Consider the following 16,237-nt stretch of genomic DNA (forward strand, 5'->3'; position numbering starts at 1 on the left):
GTATTGCACTTTCAAAAAAGACGTTTAAAAGTGCGAGATGTCGGATTTTGTAAATTAAATACAGATATTTTAGCTTTTATTGCCGTTTTTAGGCTTTTTTACTTGACGAAAATCGTTAATTTGGTAATTTTACTACCATATGATTTACGTAACAGATTTATAATCACTTGAGGGATATGCAATGACTATCCGTGTAGCAATTAACGGCTATGGCCGTATCGGTAGAAATGTTTTACGTGCGCTTTATGAAAGCGAAAAGGATTACCCAATTGAAATCGTTGCTCTAAACGATTTGGGTGATGCTTCAATCAATGCTCACCTTACCAAATATGATTCAGTACATGGTCGTTTCAACGCTAAAGTTGATCATGATGATGAAGCTATCTACGTTAATGGCGATAAAATCCTGACTTTCCAAGAAAGAGATCCTTCTAAATTACCTTGGGCAGAATTAAACGTCGATGTTGTTTATGAATGCACAGGTATCTTTACTTCTAAAGAAGCAGTACAACCACATTTAACAGCAGGCGCTAAGAAAGTTATTATTTCTGCTCCAGGTAAAAATGTTGATGCTACCGTAGTATATGGCGTAAACAATGAAGTGTTAACCAGTGACATGACAGTGATTTCAAATGCATCATGTACTACCAACTGTTTAGCGCCTTTTGCAAAACCGCTAAATGACTCAGTTGGTATTGAATCTGGTTTAATGACAACCATTCATGCTTATACCAATGATCAACGTCTATCAGACGTTTACCACACTGATTTACGTCGTGCTCGTGCAGCAGCTATGTCAATGATCCCAACACAAACCGGTGCTGCTGCAGCAGTAGGTTTAGTGGTTCCTGAACTTCAAGGTAAGTTTGACGGTTTAGCTGTTCGTGTACCAACAGTAAACGTTTCACTGGTTGATTTAACTTTCCAAGCGTCTCGTGACACAACGGTTGAAGAAATAAACCAAATTGTGGCTGATGCAGCAAAAACTTCACCGCTGAATGAAGCGCTTGCCATTAACGTTGAGCCTTTAGTTTCTATCGATTTCAACCATAATGCATTTTCTTCTAACTTTGACGCAACTCAAACACGCGTTAATGGACGACTTGTTAAAGTTATGGCTTGGTATGACAACGAATGGGGTTTCAGCAACCGCATGTTAGATAATACTGTTGCATTAATGACAGCCAAATAATTTGTTTTAATTGAAAAAGTTGAAACACTAAAAAGCCCTGCACTTGCAGGGCTTTTTGTTTTTAAATTTTGCTATAAAATTACGCGTTACCCTTCACTTTCATATTTAAAGTTTTGGCAAAATTAAGCATTCTGTTTAATGGTACTAGCGCATCATCACGCAATTCATCATCAACAAACACTTCATGGTCTGTTTTATCTGTTGCAGTAAGTGAAGCTTCAATAGCTTGTAAACCATTCATTGCCATCCAAGGACAATGGGCACAGCTTTTACAAGTTGCGCCGTTACCACCCGTTGGTGCTTCAATTAGTGTTTTACCTGGTGCGGCTTGCTGCATCTTATAAAAAATACCACGATCGGTTGCGACAATGAACTCTTGATTACTCATTGTTTGCGCAGCTTTAATTAACTGACTAGTTGATCCCACAGCATCAGCTAAAGCAACAACATTAGCTGGCGACTCCGGGTGAACTAAAATAGCAGCTTCTGGATGCTGAATTTTAAGCTCTCTTAAAGCTTTTGCTTTAAACTCATCATGAACAATACAATCGCCCTGCCACATCAACATATCCGCGCCAGTTTCTTTAGCAATGTAACTACCTAGATGACGATCTGGGCCCCAAATAATTTTTTTGCCTTCGCTATCTAGATGTTCAACAATCTCTAGCGCAATACTAGACGTCACTACCCAATCAGCACGGGCTTTCACAGCTGCAGAGGTATTGGCATAAACCACCACTGTATGATCTGGATGGGCGTCGCAGAAATCTGAAAACTTGTCGATAGGGCAGCCAATGTCTAATGAACATGTTGCTTCTAAAGTTGGCATCAATACCGTTTTTTCAGGGCTTAAAATCTTAGATGTTTCGCCCATAAACTTAACCCCAGCAACAATTAATTTCTTTGCTGGATGATCACGGCCAAATCGCGCCATTTCTAATGAGTCGGAAACACAACCACCTGTTTCTTCAGCTAGTGCTTGGATTTCAGGATCTGTGTAATAGTGTGCAACTAAAACAGCATCTTGGTCGATTAACAGCTGTTTAATTCTTGCTTTTGAAGCCGCTTTTTCAGCATCTGACAATAAAGCAGGTTTTGCAGGAAAAGGATATTCGATAGATTCGATATTCGGTGCCGAAGTGATCATTATGGTTCCGAGAAGTTACAACGTCCGGCGATTATACAAAAACGCTTAACAAAATTAAAGGACGCATTAGCGTCCTTTATATTCTTAAAACATTAGCAAGATTGATTTAGCGCATTGCTAATAACATTTCTTGTGGCTGTTCTAAATACTGTTTCCATAAATTACAAAAACGAGCAATAGTTCCGCCATCTATAACGCGGTGGTCACCAGACCAACTAACTTGCATTATTTTGCGTGCTTCCACTTCACCGTTAGCATTAAAGCGCGGTAAGGTTTGTAATTTACCTAAAGCGACAATAGCAACTTCCGGTTTGTTGATAATAGGCGTCGCGACTGTTCCACCTAAAGCACCAATATTTGAAATTGAAATTGATCCACCTTTTAAATCAGCAGGACTGACGCGACCGCTTCTTGCTGCAGTCGTGAGACGGGTAATTTCAGCGGCTACTTCTAAAATCGATTTATTTTGTACATCTTTGACGTTAGGTACTAATAAACCCACTTTTGAGTCCACAGCCATGCCAATATTATGGCTAGCTTTATAGGTGAGTTCAGTACAATCGCTATTCACCTGGCTATTTAATACAGGGAATTCATTAATGGCTAAGGACATCGCTTTCATAAAGAAAGGCATCATAGTCAATTTAACTTCATCAGATGAGTAGCGTTGTTTCATTTCAGCACGTAATGCCACTAACTCAGTTAAATCAAATTCTTCACAATAAGTAAAATGTGGGATTGTCGAAACTGACTCAACCATCATTTTAGCCATAACAGCTTTAACGCCTTTTATTGGCTCAACTCTATCAGATGCAGTCAACATATTGCTTGAAGTATTCGATGCTACAGCAGTACTTAACGTTTGTGTATTCACATTGGACTGTAATTGAGATGCTACTGGCTTAGTTGCAGTTTTACCATTGGCAAAGTTTTCAACATCTTCTTTATAGACTCGGCCGCTCTTACCTGTGCCAGGCACGTTGGCAATATTGATATCTAAACTACGTGCTAAACGGCGTACAGCGGGACTGGCTAAAGCTTTACCTTGTGCCACTGGTTCAGCCGAGACAGACGTTGTTGTTTCAGTATTTGCTTCATTAACCAATTGAGTTACTTCAGTCGCATGCGCAGTTGATTCCACTTCAATAGCGAATAACGGTTCATGTACTTTTGCAAGCTGACCTTTACGGTAATGTAGTTTAACAATTTTACCGTTTTTAATCGCAGGTATTTGAACAAGCGCCTTATCAGTCATCACATCTGCAATAGGTTGGTCTTCAACAACCATCTCGCCTTCTGCGACTAACCATTCAACTAATTCACACTCGACAATACCTTCACCAATATCAGGTAATAAAAACTCTTCGATAGCATTAGCATTAGAATTAGCGTTTGTAGTTGGTTGACTGACTACTTGAGCTGGGTCTGCAACTGATTCAGTTTCCGTTGTAATAGCTGATGTTGCATCTAGTTCTACCGCGTACAAAGGAGCGTGGACTTGCGCAATTTCACCTTTGGCATAATAAAGTTTAGTGATAACACCTGCGTGAGGTGCAGGAATTTGTACTAATGCTTTATCTGTCATTACGTCAGCAATTGGCTGGTCTTCAACGACAACATCGCCTTCTTTTACCATCCAATCAACAAGTTCACATTCCACTACGCCTTCGCCAATGTCAGGCAAAATAAAATCTTTAATCATATCTTGCTCCTAGAAATTGACTGAAGCTTTAATCGCTTCATAGGTTTTAAGTTCATCAGGCATATATTCTTTTTCAAGAATGAGCGGATAAGGTGTATCTAAACCACAAACACGACTAATTGGAGATTCTAAATGTAAGAAGCACTCTTCTTGTATTGTCGCTGCTATTTCACCTGCAAAACCACCCGTTAAAGGCGCTTCATGGTTAATCAATAAACGGCCTGTTTTCTTGACTGACGTAGCTACAGTATCAATATCCCAAGGAGCAAGGGTTCTTAAATCGACAATTTCACATGAAATACCATCTTTTTCAGCCATCTTAGCTGCTTTTTCAAGTATCTCCATCTGAGCGCCCCATCCAAGTAATGTTATATTATTACCTGCCTTAACTACTTCTGCTTTACCAATTTCAATTTCAAAGTCACCTGCAGGAACTTCACCTACAGATGCGCGGTATAGGCGTTTAGGTTCAAAGAAAATAACCGGATTAGGATCGCGGATCGAAGCTAATAATAACCCTTTAGCTTGCTCTGGGTTACGAGGAATAACCACCTTTAAACCAGGTGTTTGTGTAAAGTAAGCTTCTGGCGATTGCGAGTGGTAATGACCACCTGCTATACCACCGCCATATGGGGTTCTGAATGTTAAACCACCAACATTGAACTGATTGCCACTGCGGTATCTGAACTTTGCGGTTTCATTCACTATTTGGTCAAATGCTGGAAAGATATAATCTGCAAATTGAATTTCAGCAACGGCTGTCATGCCATTGGAAGCAAGTCCGTTAGCAAAACCTGCAATACCTTGTTCGGTGAGTGGCGTATTAAAACAACGTTCACGGCCGAACTTTTCCTGTAAGCCTGAAGTTGCGCGGAAAACGCCGCCAAAATGACCCACATCTTCACCAAAAACTACCATTCTTTCATCAGCAGTCATTGCAATGGCTAGTGCATCATTGATGGCGTGTAACATATTCATTTCAGCCACAATTATATTCTCCCTGCGCTTTTAGGATAAGACTTCGGATATTTTTTAATATGTTGTTTTAGCTCTGCAAGCTGCTTTTCTAAGACAGGTGTAGGCTTATCCAATACGTCTGTAATCAAACCATCTATGTGCGGTAAAGGTACTTTTTCTGCTACCTTAACGGCGCTAAGTACTTCTTCACGGTATTTCTCATAACGTGCAGCATCATCTGCTTCGTTTAGCCAATCTTTATTAATCATCCAAAGTTTAAAGCGCTTAACTGGGTCATGTTGCTCCCACTTCGCCTCTTCTTCTTTAGAGCGGTAACCAGATGGGTCATCAGATGATGAGTGTGCACCTAAACGATAAGTCATCGCTTCTATCAACACAGGTGCGTTATGCTCAAGAGCGTGAGCACGAGCTTGCTGCGTCGCTGCAAGTACAGCCAACATGTCATTTCCGTCCACACGTATTGTATGCATACCGTAACCTACGCCACGACTAGCAATGCCATTACCTGCAAATTGTTCTTCTGTTGGTGTAGAGATGGCATATCCATTATTTCGACAAAAGAAGATGGTCGGTGATTTAAGTACTGCAGCCATATTTAGACCCGCGTGGAAGTCACCTTCTGAAGCAGCGCCCTCACCAAAATAACAAATGGCTACGTTACGTTTTCCTTGTAACTTAAATGCATGTGCAACACCTGTTGCTTGCGGGATTTGAGTGGCAAGTGGTGATGAAATTGTTTGGTAATTGAGTTCATTACTACCGTAATGAATTGGCATTTGACGGCCTTTACCTAAATCTTTTTCATTACTGAACATTTGATTCATAAATTGTTCAGTAGTGAATCCACGGTAACGTAAAGAAGCATGTTCACGGTACTGAGCTAAGATAACGTCTCCATCATCTAATGCTGCAGTGCTACCTATAATAGATGCTTCTTCACCAGTACAAGTCATGTAGAAACTGATACGGCCTTGTCTTTGAGCACTGAGCATGCGCTCGTCTAATACGCGTGTAAAAACACAAGTATCATGAATTTTCTCTGCTAATGCTTTATCAATGACTGGCATAACAGCATTTTCGTAAGTGGTGCCATCTGCTTGCAGAATTTTTAAAATAGGAATGTGCAAGGAAGCTTTGTCTAAGAAGCTGACACGATGCACTGTTTCATTATTCAGTGGTGCGTTGCTCATATTGTGCTCTTATTATGTGAGGCCTTATAAAATAAAGCTTAATTATTATATGCGAACGAACATTACGTTAACGTAAACTTGCGATCAACTAATGTTCATTCTATCTGGTGAATAACCTTTCACTAATTATGTATATCTAGCTTTACATATTACTGAATATCTTCGTTAGGCGCTGGTATCAAACATAATACCGTGCGCTGTCCTACAGGTACATTTTCATTTGGAAAAACGATAGCTTCATACGGGTATTCAATCACAATTTCTTGGCCACCTTCTGTAGCTAAAGTCTGCCCTTGTTCGAAACCAGTAAAGTTCACAGTCGATTTAGGAAAAGAGAAACTAAAATCATCGAAGTGTTTATTGACTGAACGAGAAACTTTATACAAATTAACTTTGTTACTATCGAATGCTTCTAACTCAATATTATGTTGAGTTATCAATTGATTCATCATTTTACGAGTGTTAGCGAACTTCTTCATATCGTTTTGACCGAAAGGCATTACCTTACCCAATTCAACGGTAAATGCGTCAGCTTGGAACTGCTCTGAAGAATAATAGCTAAATGTTGTTGTAGGCTCATGATGGAACAAAATAGTATCCACATCGCAGCCTGCTAAAAACATAATTTGTTGCTGACTGAAACTTCTACCTGGTCTAAAAGGGTAAATTGCGAATTTCTCGTGTTTAGATGGCTTTATCGCAGTATGTAAATCGTAATGAATACGTTGAGAGGTTTTATTGTCTACGAAAAAGTCACGTACATAATCCTCTAGATTTTTAGCTCGTATTCTTTCTTTGTTACATAAGCCCTCACCCATTGAATGAGCGCCGCTAAATAGACGATTCATATTTTCTTCTACAAATCGTGTCTCCGTTAAAATTGATTCAGGGTTACCGATTAAAAACAAAACGCGATGCACAGTTTGTATTTTTTCTTCTAGCAATGCTTGAATAAGTTCATTACAAATTTCAATCGGCGCAGTCTCATTTCCATGAACCGCACACGACAATACGATATCTTTGGTAGAACCAGCATACGGTGTAAAACTAATGACACCGTTATCTATTATTTTTACTGTTGTTTGATTAGATAAGGTGAAACTGTGCTGGGGTATGTGCTTATCGATGTTAGCTAAAGTAAAAGCTAGAAAATCTTTTTCATCCATTAATTGTTGAAACACGAAGACTCCTTGAAAGACGGTTAAAACTGATTTGGTTTCAATAACAAGTGTTGATTCTAACACAACTGAGGGAAGCTAACGTTAAGAGACAATTACCATAGTGTAAATCTTTACTTGCATTCTGTTTCAGATTTAATATAATTTTAGCCATCTAGACTTCTTTATGGATATATTATGACATTAGCGACATTTGGTGCAGGCTGTTTTTGGGGTGTTGAATACTTTTTTAAACAGGTAGAAGGCGTTCTTGATGCAAAATGTGGTTATATGGGTGGTAAAGATCAGTTTCAAACCTACCAAGAAGTTAAAGCAGGTCAAACAGGTCATGCTGAAGTCGTTCAAATAGAGTTTGACGAAAAGGTTGTTTCTTATGAAACCTTGCTAGCTGTTTTTTGGCAAAACCACAACCCTACTACCTTGAACAAACAAGGTGATGATGTTGGTCATCAGTATAGAAGTGCCATATTTTTTCATGATGAAAATCAACAACAACTTGCACAATTTTCAAAACAGCAACTCACAGAGAGTGGTAAATGGGGAGTGCGCCAAATTGTAACTGAAATTGTGCCGTTACAACAATTTCATCAAGCAGAAGAATACCACCAAAACTATCTAGAAAAGAACGACTTACCTAGCTGTCACATAAGCTACTAAAATATGAACACAGTTAAGGCACTTTTAAAGGTGCCTTTTATTTACAGAATCGATTAATACAATCTATATCTTAGACTCTTCTGCGCTTTACCCCATCCTTTAAATTCCCTACAATCCATGCAAATTGCTAAAGGCATGAATACGGAGAAATACAATAATGAGTCAAACTCGTCATATTAACCTACTTATCTTAGGTTCAGGTCCTGCTGGTTATACTGCCGCAGTTTATGCTGCTCGTGCTAATTTAAAGCCAGTTATGATTACCGGTATGCAACAAGGTGGTCAATTAACCACGACGACTGAAGTTGAAAACTGGCCTGGTGATGCTGAAGGCTTAACTGGCCCTGCGTTAATGGAAAGAATGCAGCAACACGCAGAAAAATTCGATACTGAAATCATTTTCGATCATATCAATGAAGTTGATTTCAGCGAACGTCCTTATAAATTGAAAGGCGATAATGGCGAATTTACTTGTGATGCATTGATTATTGCAACTGGCGCATCAGCCAAATATTTAGGCTTACCTTCTGAAGAAGCATTCATGGGGCGTGGTGTTTCAGCTTGTGCAACTTGTGATGGTTTCTTCTACCGTAACCAAAAAGTTGCCGTAGTTGGCGGCGGTAACACCGCAGTTGAAGAAGCACTTTACTTAAGTAACATTGCATCAGAAGTTCACTTAATTCACCGCCGTGATACATTCCGCTCAGAGAAAATTTTAATTAATCGACTAATGGACAAAGTAGCAAACGGAAATATTATCCTTCACTTAGATCAAACTCTTGATGAAGTGACAGGTGATAATATGGGGGTTACTGGCTTGAATATGAAGAGCACTAAAGACGGGGCAATTTCGTCTTTAGAAGTTGCAGGTGTATTCATTGCCATCGGTCATAGTCCGAATACGGGTATTTTTGATGGTCAGCTTGATATGAATTACGGCTATATTACTGTTAACAGCGGTCTACAAGGTAATGCAACGCAAACAAGTGTTGAAGGAATTTATGCTTGTGGTGACGTAATGGATCAACATTATCGTCAAGCAATCACTTCAGCAGGTTCAGGCTGTATGGCCGCACTAGATGCTGAACGATTTTTAGATGCACAGTAAGATTATTCTAAGTTTAATATTAGAGGCATGAATAGTTTCATTTAGCCGAACATAATTAAACTAAATAAGATTAAAGCCGGCATTAGCTGGCTTTTTTATTGCCTGCGTTATTTGTAAGATTTAAGTACTTTGAATATAGAACCACATCGACATCCCCTTCTACATCTGGGTGTAAAATTGTTTCTATATATTGCATACCAAGTTTTTTCATAATACTAATTGATGCAGAGTTAAGTTCATCAGCAATCGCTGAAAATCTAATAACGTCAGGGTGTTGCTTAACAATATGCTCAATAACTGCTTTTGCACTTTCTGTAGCAAAGCCCTTCCCCCATGCAGTTTGCTTAAAACGCCAACCTATCTCTAAATTTTTAAACTGTGGTTTATCAGTAAAGAAGTCCATTGGTCTTATTAAAATCCAACCCATAAAATTATCCTCTTTATTAAACACTTTCCACAAGCCCCAACACTTTTCAGGATTTAAGTAACTTGCAAGTCGTGGAATAAATACTTGTTCAATTTCTTGGCGTGATGTTTTTCTACCGCCATTGATATATTTCATAACGGCTGGGTCCTGATCTAATTCAAAAAGCAAATCAGCATCATTAAGTGACATGAGTGAGATATTAAGGCGGGAAGTTGAGATTACAGTCATAAAATTATTCCGTTAATAATGACGTTTTTATAATGTGACACAGTACGGCATACTTAAAAATAAATGATAGGCATAAAAAAAGGAACCCTAAGGCTCCTTTTTTAAAGCATTTTAACTAATTACTTAGCTAAAGCTTCTTTTGCTTTTTCAACTAAAGTTGTAAATACAACTTTGTCGAATACAGCGATGTCAGCCAAAATCTTACGATCGATTTCGATAGATGCTTTTTTAAGGCCGTTAATGAAACGACTATAAGAAAGACCATTTTGACGAGAAGCCGCATTGATACGTGCAATCCAAAGTTGACGGAATTGACGTTTCTTTTGACGACGGTCACGGTAAGCATATTGACCAGCTTTAGTTACTGCTTGAACAGCAACGCGGTAAGTACGAGAGCGAGCTCCGTAATAACCTTTGGCTAATTTAAGTACTTTCTTGTGACGAGCACGAGCGGTTACACCACGCTTAACTCTAGGCATTGTTCATATCTCCTTTAATTAAGCGTATGGTAGTTGACGTGCGATTGCTGGCACATCAGACTTTGCAACTAAACATTTAGCACGTAAGTGACGTTTACGCTTAGTGCTCTTCTTTGTCAAAATATGACGTAAGTGTGCTTGTTTACGCTTGAAACCATTAGCGGTTTTTCTGAAGCGCTTTTGAACACCCTTATCTGTTTTCATTTTAGGCATTGCTAAAACTCCGCATTGGGACATTAATAAAACGTAAGGCGAGCAAAATCCTCAAAAGGACTTTGCTACTTTTTAGTGGGTTGCCCTACTATTTCTTTTTAGGTGCGAGGACCATAACTGCTTGTCGACCTTCCATTTTCGGGAAAGATTCAACAACAGCATATGTTTCCAAATCTGCTTTGATACGGTTCAAAAGATCCATACCTAGGCTTTGGTGTGCCATTTCGCGACCACGGAAACGCAGCGTAATTTTCGCTTTGTCCCCATCTTCAAGAAAACGAATCAGGTTGCGTAGTTTTACCTGATAGTCGTTTTCATCAGTGCCAGGACGGAATTTTATTTCCTTCAGCTGGACCTGTTTCTGCTTCTTTTTTTGTTCCTTTTGGGCTTTAGCCTTATCAAAAAGGAACTTACCGTAGTCCATTATGCGACAGACAGGTGGCTCAGCATTAGGACTGATTTCAACCAGGTCTACACCTGCTTCATCAGCTAATTCCTGTGCCTGTGAAATACTAACGATTCCAACTGCCTCACCATTGATATCCGATAAACGAACTTCTGGTACGCCAGTGATTTCATCGTTAATACGATTAGGGGCTGGCTGTCGCCCTGCTGCTCTCTTGATCTTTATGACCTATTCCTCCAACAATAATAGACTACGGCTAGAAATTTGTTCTTGTATCTTGGCAGCGAAATCATTGATTTTCATCTTGCCTAAATCGATACCGTCACGTGTTCTTACCGCAACTTCCTTATTTTCCATTTCTTGATCGCCTACGACCAATAAATAAGGTACACGCTTTAACGTATGTTCACGTATTTTAAAGCCTATTTTCTCATTCCTCAAGTCTTTAGATGCACGAATGCCACTTTCTTTGAAAGTTTTAACAATTTCGTCAACATAATCAGACTGTTTATCAGTAATATTCATAACAATTACTTGCTGTGGTGCAAGCCATGTTGGGAATTTACCTGCATATTCTTCAATAAGAATACCTAAGAAACGTTCAAGAGACCCTAAAATCGCTCTATGGATCATAACTGGTGTTTGACGCGTGTTGTCTTCAGCAACGTAAGTTGCGCCAAGACGAGATGGTAATGCGTAATCTAATTGCACAGTACCACATTGCCATGCACGGTCTAAACAGTCATGAAGTGTAAATTCAATTTTTGGACCGTAGAAAGCGCCTTCTCCCGGTAAAATCTCGAATTCGATATCATTAGCAACAAGTGCTTGCTTCAGTGCTTCTTCTGCTCTATCCCACATGTCGTCATCACCAATACGTTTTTCAGGACGTGTTGATAATTTTACGACGATGTTGTCGAAACCAAAAGTACCGTAAGTATCATATACCATTTGGATACATTCACTTACTTGCTCTTGCACCTGTCCATCGGTACAAAATACATGTGCATCATCTTGAGTAAAGCCACGTACGCGCATTAGCCCATGTAGTGAGCCTGATGGCTCATTACGATGACAACAACCGAACTCAGCCATTTTCAATGGCAAATCACGGTATGATTTTAAACCTTGATTAAAGATTTGGACGTGTCCAGGACAGTTCATCGGCTTAATGGCATATTCGCGGTTTTCACTGTTAGTAGTGAACATCGCATCAGAATACTTATCCCAGTGACCTGAACGTTCCCATAAGTTACGATCCATCATTAATGGACCTTTCACTTCTTGGTAGGTGTATTGACCTAACTTTTGACGAATAAACTTTTCAAGCTCTAAATACAAACTCCAACCGTCGTTATGCCAGAATACCATTCCAGGTGCTTCTTCTTGCATATGGTAAAGGTCTAATTGCTTACCAATTTTACGATGATCACGTTTAGCCGCTTCTTCAAGACGGTTTAAATGTACTTTTAATGCTTTTTTATCAGCCCATGCTGTGCCGTATACACGTTGCAGCATTTTGTTGTCCGAATTACCACGCCAATATGCACCAGCAACACTCATTAATTTAAAGTGCTGACAGAACTTCATGTTTGGAACGTGTGGGCCACGACACATATCAACATATTCTTCATGATGATATAAAGCCGGAGTCGAATCTTTACTGATGTTTTCATCTAAGATTGCGATTTTGTATTCTTCACCGCGTGCTTCAAAAGTATCACGGGCTTCTTGCCAAGAAACGACGTTCTTAACAACGTTATAATTGGTTTTTGCAAGCGCACTCATGCGCTTCTCAAGAGCATCGATATCTTCTTGAGTCAATTTATGATCTAAATCGATGTCATAGTAAAAACCATTATCGATAACAGGACCAATAGCCATTTTTGTTTCTGGCCACATTTGCTTAATCGCATGGCCTAATAAATGTGCACAAGAATGGCGAAGGATTTCAACACCCTCTTCATCTTTAGCCGTAATGATAGAAAGTTCTGAATCAGTGGTGATTAAGTCACAAGCGTCAACAAGCTCGCCATTTACGCGACCAGCGATACACGCTTTCGCTAAACCAGGACCGATGTCTGCAGCGACATCTAAAGTAGAAACAGAATCTGCAAACTCACGTTTGCTGCCATCAGGCAATGTAATAATTGGCATTTAATTTCCTTATCCAGTGGTGACCCACACGTAGGGCCACTTGGTAATAAATAATAAATAAAAGAAATGCCACCGAACTACAGACATTACAGGAGTCTGAGCTGATAGTGGCATGAACTCGCATTGTATGTGAAAAGGCCTTTTGCAAGCAAGAGATGTACATATCTAAATCAGATTTAACTGCACATAATTGGTTTATTTAAGCCATTGATAACCATAAAACAGTTAAAAGGCAGTTTGATTGAGCTTAAATATCAAATACAGATGTTCTTTGACACCGACAAGACTCAACTATAATCACTAATGTGATTAAAAAGACCCGTAACAAAATAATGGATTAAGGCTGTGATTAAACTATTTATAAGGAGTTATATATGAATTTAGTTAGCCGCGTTATTAGTTGTCCCCATTGCGGACATAATCAGCATGTGCACATTGATACAAGCTTGGGCGATCAAGAATATTATGATGATTGCCGAATTTGTTGCAATTCAATCCACATGAGATTACAAGTCAATGACTCTAATAGAACTATTCAATTGTTTATAGACTCAGATAACGAGCAGCTGTATTAACTGCTCGTTTCATGAACAAAGGTAATTTTTGAATTAGATTAGTTATTGTTGAGCATTTTTTTTGCTAGAACACGTTCAACAGTATCAACAATAACTTGAGTTTGACTATCAATTTCTATATTGATTTTATCACCAACTTTGCTGTCACTTAAGTTGGTTAGTTTAAGTGTCTCTGGAATAAGGTGAAGCATAAATCTGTCATCATTAATTTCACCAACAGTTAAGCTGCAGCCATTGACACCGACAAAACCTTTATAAAAAATATAATCCATCCATTTGGTTGGAATACTCAGTGTTAAATTATAATGGCTATCTGTTTCACTCACTTCAACTACTGTCGCCATAGCGTGAACGTGGCCTGATAAAATGTGGCCACCAATTTCTTTTCCAAAAGTTAATGAGCGTTCTATATTGACTTTGTTACCTAGCTCAACAAAATTTAAATTTGTGACCTCTAACGTCTCTTCCATTACGTCGAAATAAACACTATTATTCGCAAGTTTAGTGACAGTTAAACATACGCCATTATTTGCAACACTTGCACCGGTTTCTAAACCTTGTTGCAGCTCTTCTGGAATTTTGACTTCAAATGTTTTTAAACCGCTTTGCTCTTTAATCGAAACCACTTCACATGTGGCTTGCACGATACCAGTAAACATATTTTCACTCGTTAGTTAAAAGGTTTTCTAATGAATCACACAGGCTTTCAAGCCAAAAAATTAATTCAACTGGCGCTGCCAGTATTAATAGCACAAGTTACTCAGACCATGATGGGGTTTATTGATACCGTCATGGCTGGCCGTGTCAGTGCTGTAGATATGGCTGCAGTTGCCATTGGCACCAGTTTATGGTTACCAGCTTTACTATTTGTTCAAGGGCTTATTCTCGCATTTACACCAGTATTTGCCCACCACCATGGTGCGAATAATCCCAAGGCTATCCAACCATTAATGTCTCAAGCTTTTTATATTGCCATAATTGGCAGTGTTGGTGTTTTGCTTTTCCTCTCATTTGCTAAAACAATATTTGCAATGATGGAACTTGATCCAGAATTAGCAGACTTAAGCGCGGGCTATTTACATGGCTTTATGTGGGGCGTTCCTGCATTTATTTTATATCAAATATTACGTGGTTGCTCGGAAGGAATTTCTTATACGATGCCAACGATGATTATTGGTTTCGTTGGTTTAGCTGTCAATATCCCTGCCAATTATATCTTTATATATGGTCACTTTGGTGTACCAGCGATGGGCGGTGCTGGTTGTGGTATAGCAACTGCTTTAGTATTTTGGGCAATGTTGATGGCTATGATGATTTATATGCAGTTTCACCAAAAGTTTAAAGAAATTGCCCCTTTCAGTAGGTTAAATAGACCTAATTTGAAAACCATTTGGGAAATGATCAAGCATGGTATGCCGATTGCGCTAGCTTTATTCTTTGAAGTTAGCTTATTTGCCGTCATTGCACTTTTGTTAGCGCCTCTTGGGGCAAATGTGGTCGCGGGACATCAAATTGCACTTAACTTTTCATCAATCGTATTCATGCTACCTTTATCAATTGGTATCGCAGTTTCAATACGTGTGGGATATTACTTAGGGCAAGACAAATTAGAAGTCAGTAATTTAGTCACTAAAATTGGTTTGTTTATCGCATTTTCTCTTGCTGTAGTAACCGCCATCATTACGGTACTATTTAAAACTCAGATCGCATTGCTTTATAACAATAACCCTGAAGTAGTCGCATTAGCGGGGAGCTTGATGTTCTTAGCAGCTTTATATCAGCTATCTGATTCTATTCAAGTCGTTGCAGCTGGTGCATTACGTGGCTATAAAGATACCCAAAGTGCTTTTTACATTACCCTAGTCTCTTACTGGGCAATAGGCATGACCCTAGGCTATACCCTTGCCCGTACTGACCTAATTGTGCCAGCAATGGGAGCGCATGGTTTTTGGGTAGGCTTGATTGCTGGTTTAACAAGTGCTGCAATATTATTTGCTTTAAGGTTGCGCTACATACAAACATCAGGGAAATTAAAAGCGGTTATTTCGGATAACAGCTAAGTTTTATTTTGCCCCTTGTTCAGTCTAGAGTTACTTACTACGGCATATAAGCTACGAATAATTAAGCTTATATGCTGTAATTAACTTCAAACTGAACAGCAAATCACCACTCAATCGATTTTTTGTTATTTTTACTTGCATCAATCACCGTATACCGTAATATATCGCTCGTTCCAAAGATTACATGATATGTTTTCTTAAAACGATACAACTGTAGCTCAGCTGGTTAGAGCACCACCTTGACATGGTGGGGGTCGGTGGTTCGAATCCACTCAGTTGTACCATCTCCTTTGAGAATGATTAAAATATACAACTGTAGCTCAGTTGGTTAGAGCACTACCTTGACATGGTAGGGGTCGGTGGTTCGAATCCACTCAGTTGTACCAAATCATTCTTAACAATAAACCAGCTGAAGCTGGTTTTTTTTGTGTCTAAATTTCAACAAGCAGCTCACTATATAAGTACTCCAAGTGTATTTTAAATAGTAGCTGTAAGTCTTAAAACAAAAAAGCGAAACTTATCTTAGAATCGCTTTTACTT

General features: G+C 39.0%; 16 protein-coding genes and 2 tRNA genes. 7 read left to right on the top strand and 11 right to left on the bottom strand.

Annotated features, from left to right (window positions below; all coding sequences use genetic code 11):
- Positions 1–181: 181 nt before the first annotated feature.
- Entirely contained in the window at positions 182–1,192 is a 1,011-nt protein-coding gene (gap, locus tag K5Q58_RS13395) for a type I glyceraldehyde-3-phosphate dehydrogenase (RefSeq protein WP_102527304.1), read from the top strand.
- 79 nt (positions 1,193–1,271) lie between these two features.
- On the opposite strand, the gene nadA is transcribed toward gap, so the two are convergent.
- From nadA to astE, 5 genes are all read right to left on the bottom strand, one after another.
- Entirely contained in the window at positions 1,272–2,339 is a 1,068-nt protein-coding gene (gene nadA / locus K5Q58_RS13400) for a quinolinate synthase NadA (protein ID WP_220754431.1), read from the bottom strand.
- A 106-nt stretch (positions 2,340–2,445) separates the two neighbouring features.
- Entirely contained in the window at positions 2,446–4,041 is a 1,596-nt protein-coding gene (locus K5Q58_RS13405) for a dihydrolipoyllysine-residue acetyltransferase (protein ID WP_220754432.1), read from the bottom strand.
- 9 nt (positions 4,042–4,050) lie between these two features.
- Entirely contained in the window at positions 4,051–5,028 is a 978-nt protein-coding gene (locus K5Q58_RS13410; RefSeq protein ID WP_220754433.1) for an alpha-ketoacid dehydrogenase subunit beta, read from the bottom strand.
- A 2-nt stretch (positions 5,029–5,030) separates the two neighbouring features.
- Positions 5,031–6,209: a thiamine pyrophosphate-dependent dehydrogenase E1 component subunit alpha gene (locus tag K5Q58_RS13415; protein WP_220754434.1), complete on the bottom strand. Its 1,179-nt coding sequence runs from the start codon at positions 6,207–6,209 to the stop codon at positions 5,031–5,033.
- Between the two features lie 149 nt (positions 6,210–6,358).
- Positions 6,359–7,390 carry a succinylglutamate desuccinylase gene (gene astE / locus K5Q58_RS13420; RefSeq protein WP_220754435.1) on the bottom strand — a complete coding sequence of 344 codons (1,032 nt, stop codon included), beginning with the start codon at positions 7,388–7,390 and terminating at the stop codon, positions 6,359–6,361.
- A gap of 174 nt (positions 7,391–7,564) precedes the next feature.
- Here astE and msrA point away from each other — a divergent pair, with 174 nt between their 5' ends.
- Complete coding sequence (msrA, locus tag K5Q58_RS13425) at positions 7,565–8,044, top strand: peptide-methionine (S)-S-oxide reductase MsrA (RefSeq protein WP_220754436.1); 480 nt, start codon at positions 7,565–7,567, stop codon at positions 8,042–8,044.
- 157 nt (positions 8,045–8,201) lie between these two features.
- On the top strand, positions 8,202–9,152 hold the full coding sequence (trxB, locus tag K5Q58_RS13430) for a thioredoxin-disulfide reductase (RefSeq protein WP_220754437.1): 951 nt from the start codon (positions 8,202–8,204) through the stop codon (positions 9,150–9,152).
- Positions 9,153–9,234: 82 nt separating this feature from the next.
- Here the strand turns inward: trxB and K5Q58_RS13435 are convergent, their stop codons facing one another.
- The 5 genes from K5Q58_RS13435 to thrS all read right to left on the bottom strand — a co-directional run bounded on the left by K5Q58_RS13435 (position 9,235) and on the right by thrS (position 13,062).
- Positions 9,235–9,807: a GNAT family N-acetyltransferase gene (locus K5Q58_RS13435; protein WP_220754438.1), complete on the bottom strand. Its 573-nt coding sequence runs from the start codon at positions 9,805–9,807 to the stop codon at positions 9,235–9,237.
- Positions 9,808–9,926: 119 nt separating this feature from the next.
- A complete protein-coding gene (gene rplT, locus K5Q58_RS13440; RefSeq protein ID WP_012325107.1) occupies positions 9,927–10,286 on the bottom strand; it encodes a 50S ribosomal protein L20 in 360 nt (119 codons plus the stop codon).
- Between the two features lie 18 nt (positions 10,287–10,304).
- A complete protein-coding gene (rpmI, locus tag K5Q58_RS13445; RefSeq protein WP_055023949.1) occupies positions 10,305–10,499 on the bottom strand; it encodes a 50S ribosomal protein L35 in 195 nt (64 codons plus the stop codon).
- 88 nt (positions 10,500–10,587) lie between these two features.
- The gene (gene infC / locus K5Q58_RS13450; protein ID WP_248983241.1) at positions 10,588–11,130 is read right to left on the bottom strand and encodes a translation initiation factor IF-3; all 543 of its coding nucleotides are present in this window, start codon (positions 11,128–11,130) and stop codon (positions 10,588–10,590) included.
- Positions 11,131–11,133: 3 nt separating this feature from the next.
- Positions 11,134–13,062 (bottom strand): threonine--tRNA ligase, encoded by a 1,929-nt coding sequence (gene thrS / locus K5Q58_RS13455; RefSeq protein ID WP_220754439.1) that lies wholly within the window; start codon positions 13,060–13,062, stop codon positions 11,134–11,136.
- A 374-nt stretch (positions 13,063–13,436) separates the two neighbouring features.
- Here thrS and K5Q58_RS13460 point away from each other — a divergent pair, with 374 nt between their 5' ends.
- Positions 13,437–13,637 carry a CPXCG motif-containing cysteine-rich protein gene (locus K5Q58_RS13460; protein WP_220754440.1) on the top strand — a complete coding sequence of 67 codons (201 nt, stop codon included), beginning with the start codon at positions 13,437–13,439 and terminating at the stop codon, positions 13,635–13,637.
- A gap of 38 nt (positions 13,638–13,675) precedes the next feature.
- On the opposite strand, the gene K5Q58_RS13465 is transcribed toward K5Q58_RS13460, so the two are convergent.
- Positions 13,676–14,296, bottom strand: coding sequence for a riboflavin synthase subunit alpha (locus K5Q58_RS13465; protein WP_220754441.1), 621 nt, complete (start codon positions 14,294–14,296; stop codon positions 13,676–13,678).
- Positions 14,297–14,326: 30 nt separating this feature from the next.
- On the opposite strand from K5Q58_RS13465, the gene K5Q58_RS13470 reads away from it, so the two are divergent.
- The 3 genes from K5Q58_RS13470 (at position 14,327) to K5Q58_RS13480 (ending at position 16,083) form a co-directional block, all read left to right on the top strand.
- A complete protein-coding gene (locus tag K5Q58_RS13470) occupies positions 14,327–15,697 on the top strand; it encodes an MATE family efflux transporter (RefSeq protein ID WP_220754442.1) in 1,371 nt (456 codons plus the stop codon).
- A 207-nt stretch (positions 15,698–15,904) separates the two neighbouring features.
- Positions 15,905–15,981 (top strand) — tRNA-Val (locus K5Q58_RS13475).
- A gap of 25 nt (positions 15,982–16,006) precedes the next feature.
- Positions 16,007–16,083 (top strand) — tRNA-Val (locus K5Q58_RS13480).
- Positions 16,084–16,237 lie beyond the last annotated feature (154 nt).

Source organism: Shewanella sp. KT0246, assembly GCF_019654955.1.
Lineage (GTDB): Bacteria > Pseudomonadota > Gammaproteobacteria > Enterobacterales > Shewanellaceae > Shewanella > Shewanella goraebulensis.

Excerpts from the sequence above, each read along its gene's own strand:
- gap (WP_102527304.1), top strand. The coding sequence starts at position 182 with ATGACTATCCGTGTAGCAATTAACGGCTATGGCCGTATCGGTAGAAAT.
- K5Q58_RS13415 (WP_220754434.1), bottom strand. The coding sequence starts at position 6,209 with ATGAGCAACGCACCACTGAATAATGAAACAGTGCATCGTGTCAGCTTC.
- rplT (WP_012325107.1), bottom strand. The coding sequence starts at position 10,286 with ATGCCTAGAGTTAAGCGTGGTGTAACCGCTCGTGCTCGTCACAAGAAA.
- K5Q58_RS13435 (WP_220754438.1), bottom strand. The coding sequence starts at position 9,807 with ATGACTGTAATCTCAACTTCCCGCCTTAATATCTCACTCATGTCACTT.
- K5Q58_RS13405 (WP_220754432.1), bottom strand. The coding sequence starts at position 4,041 with ATGATTAAAGATTTTATTTTGCCTGACATTGGCGAAGGCGTAGTGGAA.
- msrA (WP_220754436.1), top strand. The coding sequence starts at position 7,565 with ATGACATTAGCGACATTTGGTGCAGGCTGTTTTTGGGGTGTTGAATAC.
- K5Q58_RS13470 (WP_220754442.1), top strand. The coding sequence starts at position 14,327 with ATGAATCACACAGGCTTTCAAGCCAAAAAATTAATTCAACTGGCGCTG.
- thrS (WP_220754439.1), bottom strand. The coding sequence starts at position 13,062 with ATGCCAATTATTACATTGCCTGATGGCAGCAAACGTGAGTTTGCAGAT.
- rpmI (WP_055023949.1), bottom strand. The coding sequence starts at position 10,499 with ATGCCTAAAATGAAAACAGATAAGGGTGTTCAAAAGCGCTTCAGAAAA.
- K5Q58_RS13465 (WP_220754441.1), bottom strand. The coding sequence starts at position 14,296 with ATGTTTACTGGTATCGTGCAAGCCACATGTGAAGTGGTTTCGATTAAA.
- nadA (WP_220754431.1), bottom strand. The coding sequence starts at position 2,339 with ATGATCACTTCGGCACCGAATATCGAATCTATCGAATATCCTTTTCCT.
- K5Q58_RS13460 (WP_220754440.1), top strand. The coding sequence starts at position 13,437 with ATGAATTTAGTTAGCCGCGTTATTAGTTGTCCCCATTGCGGACATAAT.
- trxB (WP_220754437.1), top strand. The coding sequence starts at position 8,202 with ATGAGTCAAACTCGTCATATTAACCTACTTATCTTAGGTTCAGGTCCT.